At 74.5% G+C, this 20,321-nt stretch carries 20 protein-coding genes, 1 tRNA gene and 2 pseudogenes; 9 read left to right on the forward strand and 14 right to left on the reverse strand.

The window, feature by feature from the left end; genetic code table 11:
* Positions 1 to 31: 31 nt before the first annotated feature.
* Positions 32 to 652, reverse strand: a complete 621-nt coding sequence (locus ACGF5G_RS09600) for a uridine kinase (RefSeq protein ID WP_393260791.1) — start codon at positions 650 to 652, stop codon at positions 32 to 34.
* Positions 653 to 868: 216 nt separating this feature from the next.
* On the opposite strand from ACGF5G_RS09600, the gene ACGF5G_RS09605 reads away from it, so the two are divergent.
* Entirely contained in the window at positions 869 to 1,270 is a 402-nt protein-coding gene (locus ACGF5G_RS09605; protein ID WP_393261648.1) for a rhodanese-like domain-containing protein, read from the forward strand.
* A 187-nt stretch (positions 1,271 to 1,457) separates the two neighbouring features.
* Here the strand turns inward: ACGF5G_RS09605 and ACGF5G_RS09610 are convergent, their stop codons facing one another.
* The 3 genes and pseudogenes from ACGF5G_RS09610 to ACGF5G_RS09620 form a co-directional block, all read right to left on the reverse strand.
* Positions 1,458 to 3,002: a cobyric acid synthase gene (locus tag ACGF5G_RS09610; protein WP_393260794.1), complete on the reverse strand. Its 1,545-nt coding sequence runs from the start codon at positions 3,000 to 3,002 to the stop codon at positions 1,458 to 1,460.
* A 140-nt stretch (positions 3,003 to 3,142) separates the two neighbouring features.
* Positions 3,143 to 4,150: pseudogene (locus ACGF5G_RS09615) on the reverse strand (cobalamin biosynthesis protein); the annotation flags it as partial.
* Between the two features lie 404 nt (positions 4,151 to 4,554).
* Positions 4,555 to 5,313 carry a single-stranded DNA-binding protein gene (locus ACGF5G_RS09620; protein ID WP_393260797.1) on the reverse strand — a complete coding sequence of 253 codons (759 nt, stop codon included), beginning with the start codon at positions 5,311 to 5,313 and terminating at the stop codon, positions 4,555 to 4,557.
* Between the two features lie 345 nt (positions 5,314 to 5,658).
* Between ACGF5G_RS09620 and ACGF5G_RS09625 the strand changes: the two genes are divergently transcribed.
* On the forward strand, positions 5,659 to 6,087 hold the full coding sequence (locus ACGF5G_RS09625) for an HPF/RaiA family ribosome-associated protein (protein ID WP_393260799.1): 429 nt from the start codon (positions 5,659 to 5,661) through the stop codon (positions 6,085 to 6,087).
* A 95-nt stretch (positions 6,088 to 6,182) separates the two neighbouring features.
* On the forward strand, positions 6,183 to 7,238 hold the full coding sequence (locus ACGF5G_RS09630) for an alpha/beta hydrolase (protein WP_393260802.1): 1,056 nt from the start codon (positions 6,183 to 6,185) through the stop codon (positions 7,236 to 7,238).
* 19 nt (positions 7,239 to 7,257) lie between these two features.
* Here ACGF5G_RS09630 and ACGF5G_RS09635 read toward each other — a convergent pair whose 3' ends face one another.
* Positions 7,258 to 7,956, reverse strand: coding sequence for a hypothetical protein (locus ACGF5G_RS09635; RefSeq protein WP_393260804.1), 699 nt, complete (start codon positions 7,954 to 7,956; stop codon positions 7,258 to 7,260).
* A 166-nt stretch (positions 7,957 to 8,122) separates the two neighbouring features.
* Here ACGF5G_RS09635 and ACGF5G_RS09640 point away from each other — a divergent pair.
* Positions 8,123 to 8,198 (forward strand) — tRNA-Arg (locus ACGF5G_RS09640).
* Between the two features lie 80 nt (positions 8,199 to 8,278).
* Here ACGF5G_RS09640 and ACGF5G_RS09645 read toward each other — a convergent pair.
* From ACGF5G_RS09645 to ACGF5G_RS09660, 4 genes are all read right to left on the reverse strand, one after another.
* Complete coding sequence (locus tag ACGF5G_RS09645) at positions 8,279 to 8,989, reverse strand: tyrosine-type recombinase/integrase (protein ID WP_393260806.1); 711 nt, start codon at positions 8,987 to 8,989, stop codon at positions 8,279 to 8,281.
* A gap of 170 nt (positions 8,990 to 9,159) precedes the next feature.
* On the reverse strand, positions 9,160 to 9,522 hold the full coding sequence (locus tag ACGF5G_RS09650) for a hypothetical protein (protein WP_393260809.1): 363 nt from the start codon (positions 9,520 to 9,522) through the stop codon (positions 9,160 to 9,162).
* Between the two features lie 163 nt (positions 9,523 to 9,685).
* The gene (locus ACGF5G_RS09655) at positions 9,686 to 9,865 is read right to left on the reverse strand and encodes a hypothetical protein (protein ID WP_393260811.1); all 180 of its coding nucleotides are present in this window, start codon (positions 9,863 to 9,865) and stop codon (positions 9,686 to 9,688) included.
* Positions 9,866 to 9,915: 50 nt separating this feature from the next.
* Positions 9,916 to 10,536 (reverse strand): hypothetical protein, encoded by a 621-nt coding sequence (locus ACGF5G_RS09660; RefSeq protein ID WP_393260813.1) that lies wholly within the window; start codon positions 10,534 to 10,536, stop codon positions 9,916 to 9,918.
* Positions 10,537 to 10,815: 279 nt separating this feature from the next.
* On the opposite strand from ACGF5G_RS09660, the gene ACGF5G_RS09665 reads away from it, so the two are divergent.
* The 5 genes and pseudogenes from ACGF5G_RS09665 to ACGF5G_RS09685 all read left to right on the forward strand — a co-directional run bounded on the left by ACGF5G_RS09665 (position 10,816) and on the right by ACGF5G_RS09685 (position 15,043).
* Positions 10,816 to 11,709, forward strand: a complete 894-nt coding sequence (locus ACGF5G_RS09665) for a septum formation family protein (protein WP_393260815.1) — start codon at positions 10,816 to 10,818, stop codon at positions 11,707 to 11,709.
* A gap of 57 nt (positions 11,710 to 11,766) precedes the next feature.
* Positions 11,767 to 12,591 carry a class I SAM-dependent methyltransferase gene (locus tag ACGF5G_RS09670; protein WP_393260817.1) on the forward strand — a complete coding sequence of 275 codons (825 nt, stop codon included), beginning with the start codon at positions 11,767 to 11,769 and terminating at the stop codon, positions 12,589 to 12,591.
* Positions 12,592 to 12,812: 221 nt separating this feature from the next.
* Positions 12,813 to 13,439, forward strand: a pseudogene (locus tag ACGF5G_RS09675) (ATP-binding protein); the annotation flags it as partial.
* A 91-nt stretch (positions 13,440 to 13,530) separates the two neighbouring features.
* Positions 13,531 to 14,244, forward strand: coding sequence for a response regulator (locus ACGF5G_RS09680; RefSeq protein WP_393260819.1), 714 nt, complete (start codon positions 13,531 to 13,533; stop codon positions 14,242 to 14,244).
* 73 nt (positions 14,245 to 14,317) lie between these two features.
* Positions 14,318 to 15,043 carry a hypothetical protein gene (locus tag ACGF5G_RS09685; RefSeq protein ID WP_393260822.1) on the forward strand — a complete coding sequence of 242 codons (726 nt, stop codon included), beginning with the start codon at positions 14,318 to 14,320 and terminating at the stop codon, positions 15,041 to 15,043.
* On the opposite strand, the gene ACGF5G_RS09690 is transcribed toward ACGF5G_RS09685, so the two are convergent.
* From ACGF5G_RS09690 to ACGF5G_RS09710, 5 genes are all read right to left on the reverse strand, one after another.
* A complete protein-coding gene (locus ACGF5G_RS09690) occupies positions 14,925 to 15,905 on the reverse strand; it encodes a GlxA family transcriptional regulator (RefSeq protein ID WP_393260824.1) in 981 nt (326 codons plus the stop codon). The genes ACGF5G_RS09685 and ACGF5G_RS09690 overlap by 119 nt on opposite strands.
* Before the next feature lie 4 nt (positions 15,906 to 15,909).
* Positions 15,910 to 16,518 (reverse strand): isochorismatase family protein, encoded by a 609-nt coding sequence (locus tag ACGF5G_RS09695; RefSeq protein ID WP_393260827.1) that lies wholly within the window; start codon positions 16,516 to 16,518, stop codon positions 15,910 to 15,912.
* 268 nt (positions 16,519 to 16,786) lie between these two features.
* A complete protein-coding gene (locus tag ACGF5G_RS09700) occupies positions 16,787 to 17,536 on the reverse strand; it encodes a lysophospholipid acyltransferase family protein (protein WP_393260829.1) in 750 nt (249 codons plus the stop codon).
* Between the two features lie 152 nt (positions 17,537 to 17,688).
* The gene (locus ACGF5G_RS09705) at positions 17,689 to 19,749 is read right to left on the reverse strand and encodes a glycogen debranching N-terminal domain-containing protein (RefSeq protein ID WP_357699859.1); all 2,061 of its coding nucleotides are present in this window, start codon (positions 19,747 to 19,749) and stop codon (positions 17,689 to 17,691) included.
* A complete protein-coding gene (locus ACGF5G_RS09710; RefSeq protein ID WP_350708581.1) occupies positions 19,749 to 20,126 on the reverse strand; it encodes an SCP2 sterol-binding domain-containing protein in 378 nt (125 codons plus the stop codon). The genes ACGF5G_RS09705 and ACGF5G_RS09710 overlap by 1 nt, the downstream gene beginning before the upstream one ends.
* Positions 20,127 to 20,321: the final 195 nt, after the last annotated feature.

Below are 20,321 nucleotides of genomic sequence, written 5' to 3' on the forward strand. Positions count from 1 at the left end.
ATCGCCTCGCCCGAGGCCACGGCCACTCTGGTCAGCGCCGCCGCACGTAGTAGCGGGCGGCGTCGTGCGGCAGGGTCGGCGCGCCGTCGACCACCAGGTCGGCCCGGGCCTCGGTGCGGTCCGCGGCGAAGTGCGCCCGCTCCCCGAGGTGCCAGCGGCGCAGCTCCGGCAGGATCCCGGAGCCGTCCCGCCGCACGGCCCGGGTGAGCCGCAGCGGAGCCGGGGCGGTGACGAAGACCGCGAGGGTGCGGTCGGCCGCGGCCTCGGCCCGCGCCGCGCTGACCCCCTCCACCACCAGCACCGGCGCGACCGGCACCGGCACCGGACGGGGCAGGAAGGCCCGCCGGACCCAGCTGTACCGGCGGTACGCCCCCGGCCGACCGGCGCGCAACGGCGCCAGCACGCACTCTTCGAGCCGGGGCCAGAAGGTGAGCTGGTCGTCCCACCCGTCGAGCAGGTCGTCGGTGTGCACCACGGGCGGCCGCCCGGCGCCGGGCAGGTCGGCGAGGGCGTCCGCGAGCCGCGCCGCGAAGACGCTCTTGCCCGCGCCGCTCGGCCCGTCCACCACCACGAGCCGGGTCCGCCCCAACCGCGCCGGCCCGGCGAGCACCCGCCGGGCCAACCGGTCGTACGCCTCGACCACCGCCACCATAACCTGGCCGACGGTAGTGGGAGGCCCGGAGCGGACCGACGACGGGCGAGCCGCGCGGACGGCGCGTGGGCGGGCACCGGCATGGCGTCGGGGGCGACCGCCGTGCGGGCACACCGATCGGGGGTCGCCCGAACGAGCGGTCGGCGGGCTGGCCGGGGCGTTCGGTCGGCGGGGCCCCGGACCGGGCGGGATGATCGGCTGGTGTCCCACAGCGTGATGAGTCCGGGCGTCGACGCCCTGCTGGAACAGGCCCGCGCCGGGGTGCGCCGGCTGACCCCGCACCAGACCGTCGAGGCGGTCCGCACCGGGGCGTTGCTGGTCGACACCCGCACCGACGTGCAGCGCCGGGAACAGGGCGACCTCCCGGGTGCCATCGTGATCGACCGGACGGTGCTGGAATGGCGACTGGACCCGGCCAGCGCCTGGCGGATCCCCGAGGCCACGGGTTACGACCGGCGCATCGTCGTGGTGTGCCGGCAGGGCTACGCCTCCAGCCTCGCGGTGGCGAGCCTGCGGGCGCTCGGGCTGCACCGCGCCACCGACGTGATCGGCGGCGTACAGGCGTGGCGCGAGGCGGGGCTGCCCATGTCCGACCGCCCGGCCGACATCCGCTACTGACTCCGGACCGGCGGGTCCGATCCGGCGGCTCCGATCCGAATGGTCTGGGTCCGCCACCCACCGTCCGGCCACTGTCGAGCTGCCCCGTCCATGGGACCACCATCGGTGGCGCGAAGGTGCGAGGCGCAGGCACGGCACCCAAGCCCACAGGCCCGTTCGACACGGACGTGCGCGGGGGCGGGGCGTGTCAGGGGGCCGGTGGGGCGCCGGGTGGGATGAAGGGGAGGTCGGCCGGCGGGCCGGTCTCGACGAGGCGCCAGAGGGCAGCGGTGTCCAGGTGCTCCTCGACCAGGTCGCCGAGCAGGTCGAGGGAGCGCTCGCGGGCGGCGGCGAACGACGTGTCCGGCGCGACCCGGAAGCCGGACCGGCCGGCCAGCCGGGCCACCTCGGTCAGGAAACGGCGGCGGAATTCGTCGGACTCGAAGGCTCCGTGCCAGTGGGTGCCGTGCACCGTGCCCGCCACCGCGCCCTCGCCGCTGCCGTCAGCGCAGGTCAGCAGCGGGGTCAGCGTGGGATCGGCGTGCGAGACGTAGCCGTGGTGGATCTCGTAACCACGGACCGGGACGTCGCCGCCGGCGGTCCCGACGGACTGCCGGACGGTCTTGCGTGGATCGAAGGTTACCTCGATCGGCAGCAGGCCCAGCCCCGGCACGCTCCCCTGCCGGCTCTCCACCGGGTCGTGGATGGCCCGGGCCAGCATCTGGAAGCCGCCGCAGATGCCGAGCAGCGGCCTGCCCGCCGCCGCGTGCGCCAGCACCGCTTCGGCGAGCCCGGTCTCCCGCAGCCAGGCCAGGTCCGCCACCGTCGACTTCGAGCCGGGCAGAACGACCAGGTCGGCGGCGGCCAGTTCGGCCGGCTCGACGGTCAGCCGCACCCGTACGCCGGGCTCGGTGGCGAGCGCCTCGACGTCCGTGGCGTTGCTGATCCGGGGCAGCCGGACCACGGCGACGTCCAGCCAGTCGGTGCCGCGCGGGGCGGCCGGCCGGCCGAGCACCCGCCCGTACGCGAGCGAGTCCTCGGCGTCGAGCCAGAGGTCGAGCGCCCAGGGCAGCACCCCGTACGTCGGCCGACCGGTGACCCGGTGCAGCATGTCCAGCCCGGGCCGGAGGAGCCCGAGGTCGCCCCGGAACTTGTTGATCACGAACCCGGCGATCAGTGCCTGGTCGGCCGGGTCCAGCAGGGCGACGGTGCCGAACATCGAGGCGAACACCCCGCCCCGGTCGATGTCGCCGACCACGATCGTGGGCAGGTCGGCGTGCCGGGCCAGGCCCATGTTGACGTAGTCGCCGGCCCGCAGGTTGATCTCCGCCGGGCTGCCCGCCCCCTCGCAGATCACCACGTCGTACGCCTCCCGCAGCTCGGCGAGCGCCGCGTACGCCGTCTCGGCGAGGCGGGGCCGCAGCTGGCGGAAGTTGCCGGCGGTGACCGTGTCGACGGCCTCGCCGAGCAGCACCACCTGGCTGGCCAGGTCGCTGCCCGGCTTGAGCAGGACGGGGTTGAACCGCAGGTCGGGGGCGAGCCCGCAGGCCGCCGCCTGCATCGCCTGGGCCCGGCCGATCTCGCCGCCCCGGCCGTCCGCGCCGACGACCACGGCCGAGTTGTTGGACATGTTCTGGGCCTTGAACGGCGCCACCTTCACGCCCCGGCGGTGCAACCACCGACAGATGCCGGCGGTGAGCACACTCTTGCCGGCGTCGGAGGTCGTGCCGGCGACCAGCAGCCCGCCGCTCACCGGCCGCTCCCCCGCCCCGCCGTCGCCGCGACGCGGCGACCGATGGCGCCCGCCAGCGGGCCGGTGGCACCCACCAGCGGACCGGCGACGCTTCGATTCCCGGCGCGCTGCCCGAGGATGCCCTGCCCGGTGTCGGGCCGCCGCAGCGCGCGCCGCACCACAGCGCCCCCGCCGAGGGCGCGGCGGCCGACGGCGGTCACCAGGCGACCGACGGTCAGCGGGTAGGCGGCCGCCAGGCCGAGCGCGGCCAGCCCGACCGCGCTCGAGATCCGGGCGGCCCGCTTCAGGTGCCGCGCCTCGGGCCGGGGGCCGTCGCCGAGGAACGGCCGCACCTCCGAGCGGCCGAAGTAGACGTTGCGCCCGCCGAGCCGTACGCCGAGGGCGCCGGCCATCGCGGCCTCGCACTGCCCGGCGTTCGGGCTGGGGTGGTCGTCGCGGTCCCGGCGCCACACCCGCCAGGCGCGTTCCCGGTCGCCGTCGGCGGTCGGCGCGACGGCGATGGTGAGCAGCCCGGTCAGCCGCGCGGGCACCAGGTTGAGCAGGTCGTCGAGGCGGGCGGCCGGGGTGCCGAACCGGGCGTAGCGGGGCGAGCGGTGCCCCACCATCGCGTCGAGGGTGTTCGCCGCCCGGTAGCCGAGCAGGCCGGGCAGGCCCGCGACCGCGCCCCAGAGCAGCGGGGCGACGACGGCGTCCGACGTGTTCTCGGCGACCGACTCCACGGTCGCACGGGCCAGCTCGGCCTCGTCGAGCGCCGACGGGTCCCGGCCGCAGAGATTACCGAGCCGCTGCCGCGCCGCCGGCAGGTCGCCGTCGCGCAGGGCCCGCCCCATCACGGTGGCCTCGTGCCGCAGGGTACGCCCGCCCAGCACCGTCCAGGTCCCGGCGGCGACCAGTGCCGCCCGGGCCACCGGCCGGTGTCGGGTGGCAACCGTCGCGGCCACGCCGAGCAGCACCGGCGCGCCGACCGCCAGCGCGGCGAACGCCGTACCGGCGCCCCTGTCCGGGCGGTAGATCCGCCGCTCCAGGGCTCCGGCGGCACGGCCGAAACCGGCCACGGGGTGGTAGCGGCGGGGGTCGCCGAGGAGCGCGTCGAGGGCGTACCCCGCGACCAGTCCCGCCGCGGTCGCCACCGGCGTCGCCTGTCGCACCCGCCATCACCTCCGGCCGGCCAGCCTAGCCGAGCGCCTTTCCGCCCTCGGGCGGGAGCGACCGGTCCTCGCGGGCCAGCGACCGGGCGGCCCGCCGACGGGGACCGTGCCACGCCGACAAGGCCCGCCGACAGGGCCGTGCCCGCCGACAAGGGCTGTGCCACCGCCCCCGACAGGGGCCGTGCCACCGACAAGGGCCCCGACAGGGGCCGTGCCACACCGACAACGGCCGTGCTCGCCGACAGGAGTCCCCCGACCGCCACGGGCCGCGCCCCACCCCTGCCGGGGGACGCGCCCGCCGACACCGGCCGGGGTCCGCCGGACGGGGGCGCGGGAGACACGCGGGGTGACGACGGCGTGGCCGACGTCACCCCGCCCCCGTCGTGTCGCCCGGGCCCGCCCGGTCACGCCGGCTGCGGCACCCGCCCCCGACCCCGTCGGCCGCGCCCGTTCGGGGTGAGGCCCGCGTCGGTCTCCTCGGGGCGCGAGCCCGCTGGCGCGTCGGACTCCTCGGGCACCGGCGTCGGGTCGCCGGCCTCCGGCGCGGGGCCGGCGGGTTCCTCGTCGCGGCTGCCGTCCGCCGGGTCGTCGAAGGGGTCGAGCGAGCCGTCGAAGCCGGCGTCGGCCGGCAGGTCGGGGCCGGCCCCGGACGGGCCGAAGTCGGGCAGCTCGAACTCGACGTCGAGCAGCCGGCCGTCGGGCCGGGCGGGGGCGTCCTCGTCCGGCACCGGCTCGGTCGCCTCGCCGTGCACCCGGTGCTCGGCCTCCGCGTCCTCGACGGTGCTGGTGGTCATGCTCGGCCGGTTGCGCATGAACCGGCCCCGGCCCCGGGACAGGTCGTGACCGACGGCGACCGCCTCCAGCTCGTAGAGGGTGCGGTGGTTGCCGGCGTCGTCGGTCCAGTCGCGGGTGTAGAGCCGCCCACAGACCACCACCGGGTCGCCGACCATCACCGAGGCGGCCACGCCCTCGGCGAGCTTGCGCCAGCAGTTGACGCGGACGCGCAGGCTGTTGCCGTCGACCCAGCGACCGCTGTCGCGGTCGAGCCGGCGAGCGGTGGAGGCGACTTTGAAGTTGGCCACCAGGGTGTTGCTCTGGGTGGTGCGGCGCCACTCCGGGGCCGTCAACACGTTGCCCACGATCGTGACGTAGGTGTCGAACATCGTCCCTCCAGGGGGAGATCGGGCTTGCCATCGCGAGTCGACTCGGTGTCGAGCCTGGGCCGTCGGGCACGACCGGCGCCACCGTCGCCCGCCGGCCTGTGGACGGCCGGACCGCCTGTGGACAAAGACCTGATCAAGGTCCCGGTGTGCTAGGGCCGAGCGGCCCTGGGGGCGCCCACGACGTCCGGCTGATGATCGGGGTGCCGGAGAGGTCACGTTCCGGACGGGAGGCGGCGGGGTATGGATTCGATCAACCGCACCGCCGACAGCACGACGAACGAGAGGGTCAGCGATCATGCAGATGACCACCACCGCAACCGCCTTCGTTCCCGGCCAGGTGCGGCGATGAGCGCCGTCGCCAACCCGGCCACCGTCGCCGAGTGCCTGCGGGTCGGCGCCGGGTTCTCCCAGGGCGACCGGAACTGGATCGCGGAGCAGTTCGCCACGCTGGACGCCCGGCTGGCCGGGTTCCACGCCGACGCCACCGAGCTGGAACTGTCGGTGAAGAACCGGGAGGCCAGGGGACAGAAGGTCACCCTGGAGTGTTGGATCGCCGGCCGGCAGAAGATCGTCACCACGTCCGCCGAGGAGGACCTGCACGCCGCGCTCAACGACGTCCGGGACGACCTGCGGCGGCGGCTCAACGACGCGAAGACCAAGCAGGAGCCGCGGCACAACAAGCACCTGCGGGACGTCGGCCACCCGGCCGCCGAGACCGGGACCGGGATCGACCCGGACACCGACCCGGCCCGCGCCGAGGTGGAGACGGTCTGAGGCGTACGCCCGAGGCCCCGTCCGCGGTGCGGGCGGACGGGGCCGGGGCACGGCGGGGCTACCGCCCGGTAGCTCGCCGGCGTACCGTCGCGTTCGTGGAACCGGACGTGCTGGGCCCGCCGTACGAGCGGCAGACGATCGACCTCGGCGCCGACGACGAGGGGCCGGTGGTGGCCACCCTGGTCCGTCGCCGCGCCGACCGCCCGACCAGGCGGGCCGTGCTCTACACGCACGGCTTCACCGACTACTTCTTCCAGGCCCACCTCGGCCACTTCTTCGCCGAGCGGGGGTGGGACTTCTACGCCGTCGACCTGCGCAAGCACGGCCGCAGCCTGCTGCCCCACCAGACCCCGAACTTCTGCCGCGACGTCAGCGACTACTTCCCGGAGCTGGACGCCGCCGCGACGATCATCCGCGAGGACGACGGGCACGACACCCTGCTCGCGATGGGCCACTCCACCGGCGGCCTGATCATGCCGCTCTGGGCGCACGCCCGCCGCGACGCCGGGATCATCGACGGGCTCTTCCTGAACAGCCCCTTCTTCGACATCAACGCCCCCTGGGCGGTACGCCGGCCGCTCGCCGCCGCCGTCGCCCCGCTGGGCCGCCGCGCGCCGCGCCGCGTCCTGCCGTTCGGGCTGGGCACCGTCTACAGCCAGACCATCCACGCCGACCACCACGGCGAGTGGAACTACGACCTGGCGTGGAAGCCGCTCGCCGGGTTTCCCGTCCGGGCCGGTTGGCTGAACGCCATCCGCACCGCCCAGCGGCAGCTCCGCGCCGGGCTGGACATTCGGGTGCCGGTGCTACTCGCCTGCTCGACCCGCTCGTTCAAGGGCACGAAGTGGCACGAGTCGGCCGCGCTCGCCGACGCCGTCCTCGACGTCGAGCACATGGTCCGCTGGGCGCCCCGCCTCGGCCGGCACGTCACCGTGGCACGCTTCGACGGCGGCATGCACGACCTCACGCTCTCCGGCCCCGCCGTACGCGAGAAGGTCTTCGCGGAGGTCGGGCGCTGGGCCGACGCGTTCTTCGACGCCGGGCCGACGGTCCGCGACGGGGAGCGGCCACCGGCGAGCCGGCGGCCCGCAGACGGGGCCGACCAGGCCGCCGAGGCCGACCCGGCGGGCGTGCCCGCGCAGGGCGGCTGAGCCGGCGGCCGACGCACCCTCACACGACGGCGACGGCCTCGCGGATGCGGTCGAAGGTGGCCAGCGGGTGACCGCCGTCGCGGGCCGGCAGGACGAGTCCGAGGCACCGCAGGCCCACCTCACCGTCGCCGGCCTGGACACCGAACACCGGCGCGCCGACGTAGCCGAGCGGCAGCTCCGCGGTGATCCGGACGGCGTCGCCCACGCGCGCCACCCGCTCAATCGCCACCTCCAGCGGCCGGGCGCCGTCCGCGCCGGCCCCGTGGGCGAGCACGATGGCCGAGCCCGGCTCCGCGCCGATCCGGGCGATCGCGTCCCGGTCGGCCGCGATCCCGTCCGGCACCTGCTGGGTACGCCACCGCCAGCCCTCGCCTTCGGCGTGCTCGTGCAGGCCGCCAGTGGGCATGACGGCGACGCCGAGATCCCCGCGATGGTGCCACCGCGCGGCGTAGTCCGGCAGGGCCACGGCGTCCGCCGACACCCCGGCCGGCTCGGTCACGCTCGCCCGCAGCCCGATCTCCCCGGCCGGGGCGTGGGTGAGGGCGTCGGCGGTCAGCAGGTACTCCCGCCCCTGCACGGTGAAGAAGAACGCCGTGCCCTCGTCCCGGCCGCCGTCCGCCAGCCCGGCGTCGGTCCGGCGGATGGGCAGGATCGCGCGGCCGAGGAGCTGGCACAGCTCGTAGGCGACGTCGTTCTCGGTGTCCGGGTCAAGCAGCACCAGCCGAGGGTACGACCCGTCGGCCGCCGGGCCGCGCCGGCGGCCGAACCCGGGTGACCTCCGCCGGGGGTGCGTGCGACCCTGATCGACGACGTGGGACGCGACCACCCGTTCCACCGGCCACCCCGTGGTCGGCGGTACCCTTCTGGCGCGACACGTACGCCGCGCGCCCGTAGCTCAGCGGATAGAGCAGGGGACTTCTAATCCCAAGGCCGCAGGTTCGAATCCTGCCGGGCGCACCACCATCGCAGCAGTTCAGCGGCCTCCCGCTTTCCGCCGGAACGATTACCACGCCTCCCGTACAGCCATTCGTACAGCCAAGTCATCCGAAGAGGTGCTTCGCGGCCTCGTCGACGGCGGCCCGCTCGATCTCCGGTAGGACGTGTGCGTAGGTGTTCATCGTCAACCCCATCTGGCTGTGACCGAGCACCTTCATCACGGTCCTGGGCGAGGCCCCGGAGACGAGCAGGAACGTGGCGCAGGCGTGCCGCAGGTCGTGCAGCCGCAGCCAGTTGAGGGCGGCGGCAGCTCGGATCTTGTGCCAAGTCCGGTCGATGTGGTCCGGGTCCATCGGCGTGCCGACCTTGGAGGGGAAGACCAGGCCGTGATCCTGCCACCGCTCCCCCGCCGCCAACCGGTCCGCGGCTTGCTGGCGGCGATGCGCTCGGAACAGGGCGAGAGTCTGCGCCGGCACCGGCACTGTCCGCCGAGACCGCTCCGTCTTGGGTGCGACGAGTTGCAACCGGCCCTCGGCCCGCTGAACGGTCTGCCGAACGGTCAGGGTGCCGGCCTCGAAGTCGATGTCCGACCAGGCGAGCCCGAGCAGTTCCCCACGACGGAGCCCGACCGTCAGCGCGCAGACGTACAGCGCCTCCAGGCGGTGCCCCCGCAGCACGTCGAGCAGTCGCCTGGCCTCCTCCACGCCCAGGGCGCGACGCTCAACCTGACGCATAGCCGGCGGACGAACCGACTTCGCGGCGTTGCGGTGCACCAACTCCTCCCGCTCCGCGTCACCGAGCGAGTTCCGGATCAAGCCGTGGATGTGGCGGACCGTCGTTGCCGAGATGGGGGTCGCCCACCTCCACCGCGAGTCCGGGCGGAGCCGAACGGGCCTGCTCCCCGGTGTCCTGCTCAGTGGCTTGGCCTGTAGCGAGCGGCGAGCCGCAGCCATCGTCAACGCATGGCCCCACCAGGACCGTCAGTTCACCAGTCCTCGCGCGGGAAGTGCGTCGACCGGACGCAATCGTGGTCCAACAGAAGCACCACACGGAAGCGTCCGGTGTCAGCCAGCTTCTGAAACACCCTCGTGCCGACCTCTGCCTCCGCGCCCATCTCGGTCCCAAGCTCCAAGACGAAGGGGTGGCTCAGGCTGGGCTCCTTACTTTCTGGGTGGAAGGCAAGCCAGGCCCGAAAGTCCTCGCTCTCACCAAAGAACGTCCGCCGGCTGCTGGACACTTCGATGAGTTCGACGCCGAGCACCTCTACGACCTCCTGCGCGAACTGCTCCAGTGAGGGCGGCATATCCGGCACGGCCGTCCCGAGAAGCAGATCCACGTCCATGCCCATGCCCGGGACTGTACAGCCGTCCGTACAGCCAAGACGAGCCGTAAAGCCGACGCTGCCCGACAATGACGGGCGGCTTGACCAGGGGCGCCGTCGCCTGACCAGCCGGCCGCGATCTTCTTCTAATCCCAAGGCCGCAGGTTCGAATCCTGCCGGGCGCATCACGTCAACCGACGTCCTCGGAGCCCCTGAGCGGGTGGAGAGCGGTGGCCACGGCGGCGCGGGCGAGGTGCCCGGCCACCGCGTCGGGCTCGGCAAGGGTCTGGTTCCAGGCGGCCGGCGGAAGCGGGGCGGGGCACTCGGGCAGCTCGCGGAAGGGCGGCCCGGGAGGCTCGACGTGGGGCACGCACGGAGGACAGGCGACGGCTACGACACGTGGCCGCGGCGTCGGGGCGGTCACCCGAGCCGGACGTCGAGGGTGGGGAAGTCGTACCAGGTCAGCTCGAAGGACGATGCGGCCTCCGGGGCCACCGGGTAGACGGCCCAGCTGTCGATCTGCTCGCCCGGCCCGATGCTGAAGGACTGACCGGCCCGTGTCGTGGCGCACCAGGTCCTCTCGGGACGCACGGTCCGACCGTCCGACAGGGTGAGGTGTGAGGAGACCAGGTCGACGTCGGCGGTCGGGCAGCTCACCGGCCACGCGACCCGTGAGTCGTTGCGGTACCTGATGTTCAGCCGCAGCTTTCCGCCGCTGGTCTCGGCGCTGACCAGCGTGACGTTCAGCGACGCCTGTTCGTAGATCGGCCGGTCGAGCCGGTACGTCCGGGGCGTGGGCTGCGGCTTGCTCGGCGACGCCGACGGGCCCGACGACGCCGATGGGTCCGACGACGCCGACCGGCCGGGGTCGGCGTTCCCGGATCCGGTCGACGGGCGGCCGGTGCTGCCGGTGGCGGCGGCGGTGGAGTCGGGCTGCCGGGTCGCGGTGCGGTCGGCCAGGTACGCGCCGCCGAGGGTGCCGATGACGGCGAGGCCCGCCGTCGCCACGATGACGCCGAACAGGCCCACGTACCTCTTCACGGTCGGCTCCTGGCTGGTGAGGCGGCGATGGCGTGAACGTAGCACCGGCGTCGAAATGGGACGGTGCGATGCCTGCGCCGGCCGACCGGCCCGTACCGTTCGCGAACCGGGCGCTGGCGGCGCTCGTGCCGCACGTCAACCGGGAGGTCGTCCACCACCTCGCCGAGGTCGCGCAGCAGCGCGACCTGGACCTGCGACCGGGCCGTCCCCGGCGGCACACCGTGCCGCCGGCCGGTGCCATATGCTGCGCCGGCTGTCACGGGGCACGGGGAGGGCGACATGCGACGCTTGCTGGGCGTCACGTTTTCGGCCGCGCTGGCCGCGGGGGTGCTGAGCGGGTGCGGCACACCGGCGGGCACCGACGGCGACCTGACCGACGACTGGCGGCCCGTCGCCGAGGCCCGCCAGTTCGTGCCGCAGGCAGGCGAGTGCCACGCGGTCGCCGACCCGACCGCGTACCTCACGAGCCATCAGCCGGTCGACTGCGCGAAGTCGCACCTGGTCGAGACGTTCCACATCGGCACGTTCACCGGTGAGATCGCCGCGCGTCCGATCCCGCCCCGCGTCGGGTCGGCGGCGATGCGCGTCGCGTTCGCCGACTGCGACGCCAGGGCGAAGACGTTCGTCGGTGGCGAGTGGCGCGGCGCACGGTTGTCGGTGCAGGTGGCGCCCACCTCGCCGCCCGGCTGGTCGGGCGGCAGCCGGTGGTACCGCTGCGACCTGCTCGAGCTCGCCGCAGGCGGCACCGGCGGCGCCGTGGTCGACCCGGTCGTGCCCCGCACCGGCACCCTGCGGGGCGTCCTCAAGGCTCCCTCCTCGCTGACGTTCACCTGCGGCGAGGAGAACCGCTGGGGCAACCTGGAGCCGGTGGCCTGCGGCAAGCCGCACCGGTTCGAGTACGCGGGCATCTGGACCGCCCCGGATGGCCGGTACGACGACGCGACGAAGGACGAGGACGCGATCCACGCGAAGTGCCGGACAGTCATCGCCCGATACGCGAAGGTGCCGGTCGACGGCATGCTCCGCTACCGCACCGGCACCACCTACCGGTTCCCCTCGGAGGAGGCTTGGGCACGCGGTGACCGGGGGGTGCGCTGCTGGTTCTGGTCGGGTGGACGGAAGCTGACCCGGTCGATCGCCGGCGGCGGCCCCAGGGTCCTGCCGGTCAACTGAGCGCCCCGCCGACAAATTGACGTGACAGCACCGCCGGCTCGTGGCCAGCATCGACGGATGGCGGGGTCCCGACCGGCGGAGCCGGACATCGTGCGCTACTACACCGACGTCTTCGTGGAGGCGGATCGGCTGGAGCGCACCCCGCTGGGGCGGCTGGAGGGGCTGCGCACCCGCCAGGTCCTGACCCGGCTGCTGCCGCCGGCACCGGCGACGGTGCTGGACGTCGGCGGCGGCCCCGGCGCGTACGCGGGGTGGCTGGCGGCCTCCGGTCACCGGGTGCACCTGGTCGACCTGGTCCCCGTGCACGCGGCGGCGGCCCGGCGCGCGCACCCCGGGGTGAGCGCCACGGTCGGCGACGCGCGGCGGCTGCCGCTCGCCGACGGCTGCGCCGACGTGACCCTGCTGCTCGGGCCGCTCTACCACCTGACCGGTCGCGCGGACCGGGTCGCCGCGCTGCGCGAGGCGGCCCGCGCGACCCGGCCCGGCGGCCTGGTGGTCACGGCGACGATCAGCCGGCAGGCGCCGCTGATGGATCTCACCCGGCAGGGGCGGGTGGACGACCGCACCCGTCCCGCCCTGGTGCGCACCTACGCGACCGGCGTCAACGACGCGGGCAGCGGCTTCACCACCGCCTACTTCCACCGGCCACACGAGGTGGCCGACGAGTTCGAGACGGCCGGACTCCCCCGGCCAGACCTGTACGGCGTCGAGGGTCCGCTGTGGCCGCTGCTGGCCGTGGCGGGCGGGCCGGAGTCCGATGGGCCGCTGTTCGCGGAGGTGTTGCGCTGCGCGACGCTCTTCGAGCGCGATCCGGAGGTGATCGGCGCCAGCGGGCACCTGCTGGCGGCGGCGCGACGCGGAGCCGACCGGGCCGGCGGCTGAGGGGCGGCGAGCACGGCTCGGAGCCGACCGGCTCGGCGGTGACGCAGGCGCCGACAGCCGCGGAGCCCGACGCCGGCTGACGGAGGACGACTGGTTGACGGACCGGCGACGTGACGCGCACCGAGGGTGATATCGGGGCGATCCTCGTGTTATTCTCCGGCTTCGATCTCCGCCGCGCGGACCCGGATCGGGTCGTTGTCGCAGAAGGACGCCTCTCCCCGATGCCGGCCGTTGCCGTTCCGAGCACGTCGCCGGCCACGCTGGACACCCCGGCCGGCGACGCCTTCGCCGTCATCTTCACCAGGCTGCCGGCGCTGCTGCGCCTGACGTGCGGCCTGGCCGGGGCGGTGGTGGCCCTGTCGGTGCGCACCCCGCCCGTCGAGCCGGCGCTGTTGGTGCCGGCCGTCGCGGCGCTGACGGCCTGGTCGGTGTGGTACGCGTACCGGGCGCTGCGGCACGGCATCGGCGGGCCGCTGATGGCCGGCGACGTGGCGGCGACCACCGCCGCGTGCCTGGCGATGCCGCTGCTGGTGGCGCCCGAGGTGCTCCCCGGCGAGGGGAGCTGGATCGCGGTGCTGGCCAGCACCACGGTGATCAACGCGCAGGCCTCCGCCCCGGCGCGCTGGTCGGTGCCGGCGGGGCTGCTGGTGACCGCCGCCTACGCGGTCGGCGCGCACGCCGCCGGCCAGCCGAACGAGGCCGCCGCGCACGCGGGGACGCTGCTGGTGCAGACCGCCTGCGCGGCGGTGATGACCGCGATCATGCGGCGGCGGATCGGCCGGGCCGATGCCGCCTTCGTCGCGCACCAGCGGCTCACCCGGGAGGCGCTGGTCGCCCGGACCGCCCGGGCGCCGGTCGGGAAAGGACGGGCGCCGGCGGGCCGCCGGGCGGGGACGGCGGGCCGGTGGAGCACCTCTACGAGCGGGACGGGGAGATCAGATGGACGCAGACCCGGTGGCGGCGGTGAGCGACGGACGGCCGGTCGGCGTGGCGATCGTGGACGACCACCCGGTCGTCGTCGAGGGGGTGTGCGCCTGGCTGGCCAGCGAGCCCCGGCTGACCGTGCTGGCGACGGGCGACGACCCGGACGGGGTGCTGCGAGCCGCCCCGGACGCCGACGTGGTCCTGCTGGACCTGCGCCTGCACGGGCGGATGGCGTGGGACAAGCTCGCCGAGCTGAGTGCGGCCGGCCGGCGGGTGGTGGTCTACTCCGAGCACACCGACCCGGAGACGATGCTCGCCGCGCTGGACGCCGGGGCGGTGGCGTTCCTCGCCAAGCACGAGGGGCGGGAGCACTGCGTGGCCACCGTGCTCGCCGCCGCGAGCGACCGCCCGTACGTGCCGCCGGCGCTCGCCGGGGCGATCGTGGGCGACCCCCGGCCGGACCGTCCCACGCTGTCCGACAAGGAGCGCGAGGCGCTGCTGCTGTGGTTCCAGTCGATGTCGAAGGCGTCGGTGGCCCGCCGGATGCGGATCAGCGAGCACACCGTCAAGCAGTACGTCGACCGGGCGAGGATCAAGTACACCCGAGCGGGGCGGCCGGCCGCCACGAAGGCGGCGCTGCTCGCCCGGGCGATCGAGGACGGCCTGGTCCGGCCGGAGGAGATCGGCATCTACCGGTCACAGGCGTCGCACGACCGGCCGACCCCCTAACGGGCGTCATGACAGCTGGTGCGGGGTCGGAGACGCTCGTGATGAGATGCCGTCTGCACCGGAGGTCATGACGATGCACGATGACGCGTCCCCCTTCTTCATCGCCCCGCACCGCTTCGACGGGACCGACGACGTCGCTCCCGTGCTGGACCGGCGGCACGAGCTGGTCCCGGAGGCGGGCGAACGGGTGCTCTCCCGGCACCGGCTGCACGCCTCGGGGCACCTGCTCGGCCCCACGGAGGCGCGGCGGCGGTGGGCGCTGCCCGCGCCGGTGGCGGTGACCGTCACCGACCGGCGGATCGCGTACGTCGGGGACGGGCCGCGGCTCGCCCTGGCCGACGGGGCGGGCGCCGGCACACGGCACCGCCGGGTCGTCCGGCTGCCGGGCCTGGTCAGCGGCCAGATCCGCTGGCAGTGGCCGTCCCGGCTGGAGCTGCTGCCGCCCGGGCCGGACGAGCAGGCGCGGCTGCTGGTGGTCTGCGACGCGCTGCGCACCATCCAGCAGCCGGCCCTCGGCCTCGCCGGCCCCGCCGAGGAGGTCGCCGGGCTGGCCCGCCGGGTACGCCGGACGGTGGCCGCGTTCCGGCTGGCCCACCCCGAGCTGGTGGACCTCTCGCCGCCCGAGCGGGACGTGCTGGCGGTGCGGGCCGGGGCGGGGTTGTCCGCCGGCGTCGCCCGGATCACCCTGCCGGGGTCGCTGCCGGTGGAGTTCCGTTCCCGGGACGACTACTACCAGCGGGGACGCTTCGACCGCGGGTGGCACGGGCCCGCAGCCGGCGCAGCATCCGGGCATCGGTGAAGCCGACCGTGCGGGCGGCCGCCTCCACGGTGGCGCCGTGGCCGATGAGGTGCTCGGCACGCTCCACCCGCAGGGTCTGCTGGTAGCCGAGCGGGGTCAGCCCGGTGGCCTGCCGGAACAGCCGGGTCAGCGTCCGCTCGGCCACCCCGCCCGCGGCGGCCAGGTCGGCCAGCGGCAGCGGCTCGGCGAAGTGGTGGTCGATCAGGTCCTGTACCCGGTGCACCGCGTCGGACAGGTGCGACCGGTGCCGCATCATGGCACTGGCCTGCTGCTCGTGGCCGTTGCGCCGGGAGTGGACGACGAGCGTGCGGGCGATCCGGGCCGCCGCCGCCGGGCCGTGCCGGGTGGCCACGAGGTGCAGCGCCACGTCGATGCCGCTGGCGATGCCAGCCGAGGTGACCACGCGGTCGTCGACCACGTAGAGCACGTCGCGTACCACCCGCGCCGCCGGGAACCGCCGGGCCAGCTCGTCCTGCACCTCGTGGTGGGTGGTGCAGCGGCGGCCGTCGAGCAGGCCGGCCCGGCCGAGGGCGTACGCCCCGGCGCAGACGCTGGCGACGGTGCCGCCCGCGGCGTGGTGGTCGGCCAGCCGCCGCAGGTCGTCCGGCCCGACCGGCCCCTGCGGCCCGTGCGCGCGGGGCCGCCACCCGGGCACGACCACCAGGTCGTCGCGGGTCAGCTCGGGCCATTCCAGCCCGGCCACCAGCGGTACGCCCTGCACGGTCGGCACGACCTCCCGGTCGGCGACGTAGTGCAGGCGGTAGTCGTGCCCGAGGTCGGCGGCGGTGGAGAAGACCTGGGCCGGCCCGGCGAGGTCCAGCAGGTGCACCTGCGGGACGAGCAGGAAGACGACCCGGGCCATCGGCTCAGCCCCGTACGCCGGCCGGGACCGCGCCGGTCACCTCGGCGACGGTGCGCACGGTGGCGAAGCGGCCCGCGAGGGCGTACTCGGTGCGGGCGATCATGTCCTCGTTCGACAGGGTGCGCGGGTCGGCGAGGACCTCCTCCAGCGTGGCGGTGGCCGGCAGGTCCCGGTGCGGGGTCGGGAAGGTGACCGTCGCGTCCGTCACGAAGGTCACCTCGTAGCCGAGGTCGCAGCCGACCCGGGCGGTGGTCTCGACGCACTGCTCCGTGCGGATCCCGCAGACGGTGATCTCGCGGACGCCCGCCATCGTCAGGGTCTGCTGGAGGTTGGTGGTGGTGAACGCGTTGTGCGACGTCTTCACCAGCGTCGGCTCCCCCGGGACCGCCGAGAGGCCCTCGATCAGCCGCACGTGCCCGCCGGCCGGGTCGAAGACGCCGCCGCTGCCCGGCTCGGCGTGCAGGACCCAGACGACCAGGTCACCGCGCTCGCGGGCCGCGTCGACCAGCCGGCCGACCTGGGCGACGATGTCGGGGTTCGAGGCGTACGCCCAGATCGGGCGCTGCCGGAAGGACTCCTGGACGTCGATGACGACGAGTGCTGCTCTGCTCATACGGTGAATCCTGACCGCACGGACGCCGACACGTCAGACACCATCCCGCCCCACCCCGGACCGATCCAGCCACCCACCGCACCCCCACCCCCGCACCCCCACCCCCGCACCCCCACCCCCGCGCCCCGCACCCCTCCACGCGGCGATCTTGCACTTTCGACCCCCGCTTCGCGCCTTTTGCCCGATATATCGGGGCCAGATTGCAAGATCGCGGAGAGCAGGGGCGGGGGGTGGGGGGTGGGGGGGTGGGGCAGGGGGGTGGGGTGGGTCAGGGGGTGGCGGGGCGGCGGGCGGGGGCGTCGAGGGCGGCGGCCTCCTCCGGGGTGGGGGCGGTGCCGCCCAGGTGCGCCGGGAGCCACCAGGTGTCGTCGGGGCCGGCGGGCTGGTCCGGGTACTCCCGCTGGGCCCGGTCGACCAGCGCGCTCAGCCGCGTCTTCAGGTCGACGGTCATCGCGTTGGCGTCCGGGTAGGCGGCCGGGTCCATCGGCTCGCCCACCAGGATGGTGATCGGGGTGTGCCGGCGGGTCAGGGTGCGCGGCCGGCCCTTGGTCCAGAGCCGCTGGGTGCCCCAGAGCGCCACCGGCAGCACCGGCACGCCGGCCTCGGCCGCCATCCGGGTGGTCCCGCTCTTGAGTGCCTTGACCGTGAACGAGCGGCTGATCGTCGCCTCGGGGAAGACGCCGACCACCTCGCCGCGCCTGAGCGCACTGACCGCCGTCGCGTACGACCCCGCGCCCGCCCGCCGGTCCACCGGGATGTGCCGCATGCCGCGCATCAGCGGGCCGGACACCTTGTGCGTGAACACCGACTTCTTGGCCATGAACCGCACCAGCCGCCGCGACGGGTTCGCCCCCAGCCCGCAGAAGATGAAGTCCAGGTAGCTGACGTGGTTGCTGGCCATGACCGCCCCGCCGGTACGCGGGACGTGGTGGGCGCCCTCGACGGTGATCTTCAGGTCCAGGACCCGGAACAGCGTCTTGGCGGCGGCGATCACGGGCGGGTACACGAGTTCCGGCATGGCGCGAACTTACCCTGCCGACCTGAGCCGCACGCCAGCCTGCCGACCGGTGGCGCGTGGCCCACCGAGCCGCGTCGCCGGCCGGCCGCGGTGCGGTCGGCCGGCCGGCATGGTGGGACGGGCCGGGTCGCCCGCCCGGCGGGGACCGGTCGTCACTCGGTGAGCCGGTGCATGTCGAGGCGGCCCCGGGCGAACGCGTCCACCCGGCCCCACCGGCCCGGGATGTCCAGCACCTCGATGCGGCCCATCCCGATCGGCAGGCGGGGGTCCACCGCGAGGTGCCCCTCGTGCGGCTCCAGGCCGAGCATCGTCCGCAGCAGCAGCAGCGGCGTGCCGGTCGACCAGGCCTGCGGGCTGCACGCCGTCGGGTACTCCACCGGGAACTTGGTCAGCTCCCGGGGATAGCCGCCGAACGCCTCCGGCAACCGGCCCTGGAAGTAGGTGCTCGCGTCGAGGATGCCGCTGGCGATGACCGCCGCCTCCTCGGCGAAGCCGTACCGACGCAGGCCCCAGGCGATGAACGAGTTGTCGAACGGCCAGATCGTGCCGTTGTGGTAGCCGACCGGGTTGTAGCGCACCTCCCCCTCGGCCAGCGTCCGCACCCCCCAGCCGGTGAAGAGCCGGGGCCCGACCAGATGGTGGGCGATCTTCTCGGCCCGCTCGTGGTCGACGATCCCGCTCCACAGCAGGTGGCCGATGTTGGAACTCAGCACGTCGCACTGGCGGCCGTCCGGGTCGAGCGCCAGCGCGTAGTACTCGCCGTCCTCCACCCACCAGTCCCGGTTGAACCGTTCCTTCAGCGCCGCCGCCTCCCGCTCCAGCCGGTCGGCGAACTCCGGGTCACCCCAGAACTCCCGGGCCAGCCGGGCGGCCCGCAGCTTCCCGTCGTACGCGTACCCCTGCACCTCGCAGGTGGCCCGGGGGAACGGCGGCAGCGTGCCGTCCCGGTAGGAGATGGAGTCCCAGGAGTCCTTCCAGCACTGGTTCTCCAGGCCGGTGTCGGTGTTGCGCCGTTCGTACCAGATGTAGCCGGTGCCGACCAGGTCGGCGTAGTCGTCGATCCACTTCAGCGCGGCGCGGCACTCCCGCTCCAACTCCATGACCAGCTCGACGTCGCCGGTCCACTTCTCGTACTCGTCGAGCAGCACCAGGAACAGCGGGGTGGCGTCCACCGACCCGTAGTACGGCGAGTGCGGCTGTTCCTCGAAGGCGGCAGTCTCGCCGTACCGCATCTCGTGCAGGATCCGGCCCGGGTCTTCGTCCCGGAAGTCGTCGAACCGGGTGCCCTGGAGGGAGGCCAGGATCCGCAGCGTGGTCTTCGACAGGTCCGGCGTGAACGGCAGCGTCTGCAGACAGGTCAGGATGCTGTCCCGGCCGAACATGGTCATGAACCAGGGCAGGCCGGCGGCCGGCAGTGACGCCCCGCCGAGCGACAGCGGCGAGAAGCGCAGCGCGGCCAGGTCGATCAGGCTGCGCCGGTAGGTCGCGGCGACCTGGTCGTGCTGGCTGTTCACCTTGGGCGCCTTGGCGATCCACTCCTCCAGGTCGTGCTGGAGGGCGAGCCGCTCGTCGCCGTGCGCCCCCAGCCCCATCCGCAGGTCCCGGCCGCCCTGAGCGCCGGCGAAGGTGCCGACCTCGATCTGGGCCTCCCAACTCTGGTTGGGTTCGAGGTGGATCGTGTAGGCGAAGCCGTTGCGGTCGTACCGGGCCGGCGGGGACGCGGAGATGGTCGTCTCCCGCCTGAAGTTGCCCCGCCGGTAGCCCAGGCGCAGCCGGTCGGTCTCGACCTCCGTGAAGATCTCGCCCTTCTTGTTCAGGATCTCGTCCTTGACCTGGAACAGGTCGGCGAAGTCGGACGCCGCGTCCATCCTGATCTCCAGGTCGACCGGCTTCTCGTCGTGGTTGAGGATGGTGAGCTGCTCCTGGAAGCTGCCCCCCACCGTCCGCTCCCGGATGATCGACAGCTTGGCGTCGATGTAGTGCGTCGCCATCCCCGGCACCAGGAAGAACCGCGCCTCGTAGTACTGGAGGTCGTCGTACGACAGCGGCGTGAGCCGCTCCCCGTTCACCGTCAGCACCCACGTGGACAGGAACCGGGTGTCCAGGGAGAAGAATCCGGTCGGCTCGCTCGGCGTGGCCTCGATGTCCCCGGTGTCCTCCGACACGACGAAGGTGCTGCCGTCCAGGATCCGGATCGTGTTGTTCCGCGCCATCACCGCACCTCCCGCTGACCCTGGAAACGCCGGCGGGGGCCGCGGGCGTCCGGGTGGCCGGGGAAGAGCCGCTCCAACTGCACCAGCAGCCGGAGTTGCCCCGACACCGTCAGGTCGCCCCGCAGCAGCGCCGCGATCCCGTCCTCCCGCCCGGTGGCGAGGTCCTCGAAGAGCGCCGGGGTGGTGCCGACCACCGTGTCGGCGTCCTGGTCCTCCTGGCTCACCCGGACCCGGCCCCGGTCTATCCGCACCAGCCAGTGCGTCGTCTGCGCCCCCTCGTGCAGGTCCAGGCGCAGGGTCCCGGAGGACTTGTCCAGCAGGGGCTCGTACTCCCGCCGGTCGAGGTCCTCGAAGAACCTCGTCGTCGCGTCCACCATCGGGTCCTCTCCTCCCCGTCGGTCATGTCCCGAACGGGGTCCCCGTCCCGTGCCGGGTCAACCTCGCCCGGATCGGGTGAGGCGGGTGCGCCGCCGGGGTCGTACCCCGCGGTAGCCTCCCGGCAGGGCGGGTCGGGAGCGGAGGTCGGTGCCGCGTTCGAGGCCGCGGCGCGCGCGTTCGCCGAGGTGGTGACG

Origin of the sequence: Micromonospora sp. NPDC047730, from assembly GCF_043204765.1 — a bacterium.
In the GTDB taxonomy this organism is placed as follows: Bacteria; Actinomycetota; Actinomycetes; order Mycobacteriales; family Micromonosporaceae; genus Micromonospora.

Coding starts and splice junctions, on each gene's coding strand:
- ACGF5G_RS09650 (WP_393260809.1), bottom strand. CDS start 9,522: ATGGGCATGGACGTGGATCTGCTTCTCGGGACGGCCGTGCCGGATATG.
- ACGF5G_RS09605 (WP_393261648.1), top strand. CDS start 869: ATGAGTCCGGGCGTCGACGCCCTGCTGGAACAGGCCCGCGCCGGGGTG.
- ACGF5G_RS09710 (WP_350708581.1), bottom strand. CDS start 20,126: ATGGTGGACGCGACGACGAGGTTCTTCGAGGACCTCGACCGGCGGGAG.
- ACGF5G_RS09695 (WP_393260827.1), bottom strand. CDS start 16,518: ATGAGCAGAGCAGCACTCGTCGTCATCGACGTCCAGGAGTCCTTCCGG.
- ACGF5G_RS09690 (WP_393260824.1), bottom strand. CDS start 15,905: ATGGCCCGGGTCGTCTTCCTGCTCGTCCCGCAGGTGCACCTGCTGGAC.
- ACGF5G_RS09625 (WP_393260799.1), top strand. CDS start 5,659: ATGAGCGCCGTCGCCAACCCGGCCACCGTCGCCGAGTGCCTGCGGGTC.
- ACGF5G_RS09600 (WP_393260791.1), bottom strand. CDS start 652: ATGGTGGCGGTGGTCGAGGCGTACGACCGGTTGGCCCGGCGGGTGCTC.
- ACGF5G_RS09620 (WP_393260797.1), bottom strand. CDS start 5,313: ATGTTCGACACCTACGTCACGATCGTGGGCAACGTGTTGACGGCCCCG.
- ACGF5G_RS09685 (WP_393260822.1), top strand. CDS start 14,318: ATGCACGATGACGCGTCCCCCTTCTTCATCGCCCCGCACCGCTTCGAC.
- ACGF5G_RS09705 (WP_357699859.1), bottom strand. CDS start 19,749: ATGGCGCGGAACAACACGATCCGGATCCTGGACGGCAGCACCTTCGTC.
- ACGF5G_RS09680 (WP_393260819.1), top strand. CDS start 13,531: ATGGACGCAGACCCGGTGGCGGCGGTGAGCGACGGACGGCCGGTCGGC.
- ACGF5G_RS09670 (WP_393260817.1), top strand. CDS start 11,767: ATGGCGGGGTCCCGACCGGCGGAGCCGGACATCGTGCGCTACTACACC.
- ACGF5G_RS09665 (WP_393260815.1), top strand. CDS start 10,816: ATGCGACGCTTGCTGGGCGTCACGTTTTCGGCCGCGCTGGCCGCGGGG.
- ACGF5G_RS09700 (WP_393260829.1), bottom strand. CDS start 17,536: ATGCCGGAACTCGTGTACCCGCCCGTGATCGCCGCCGCCAAGACGCTG.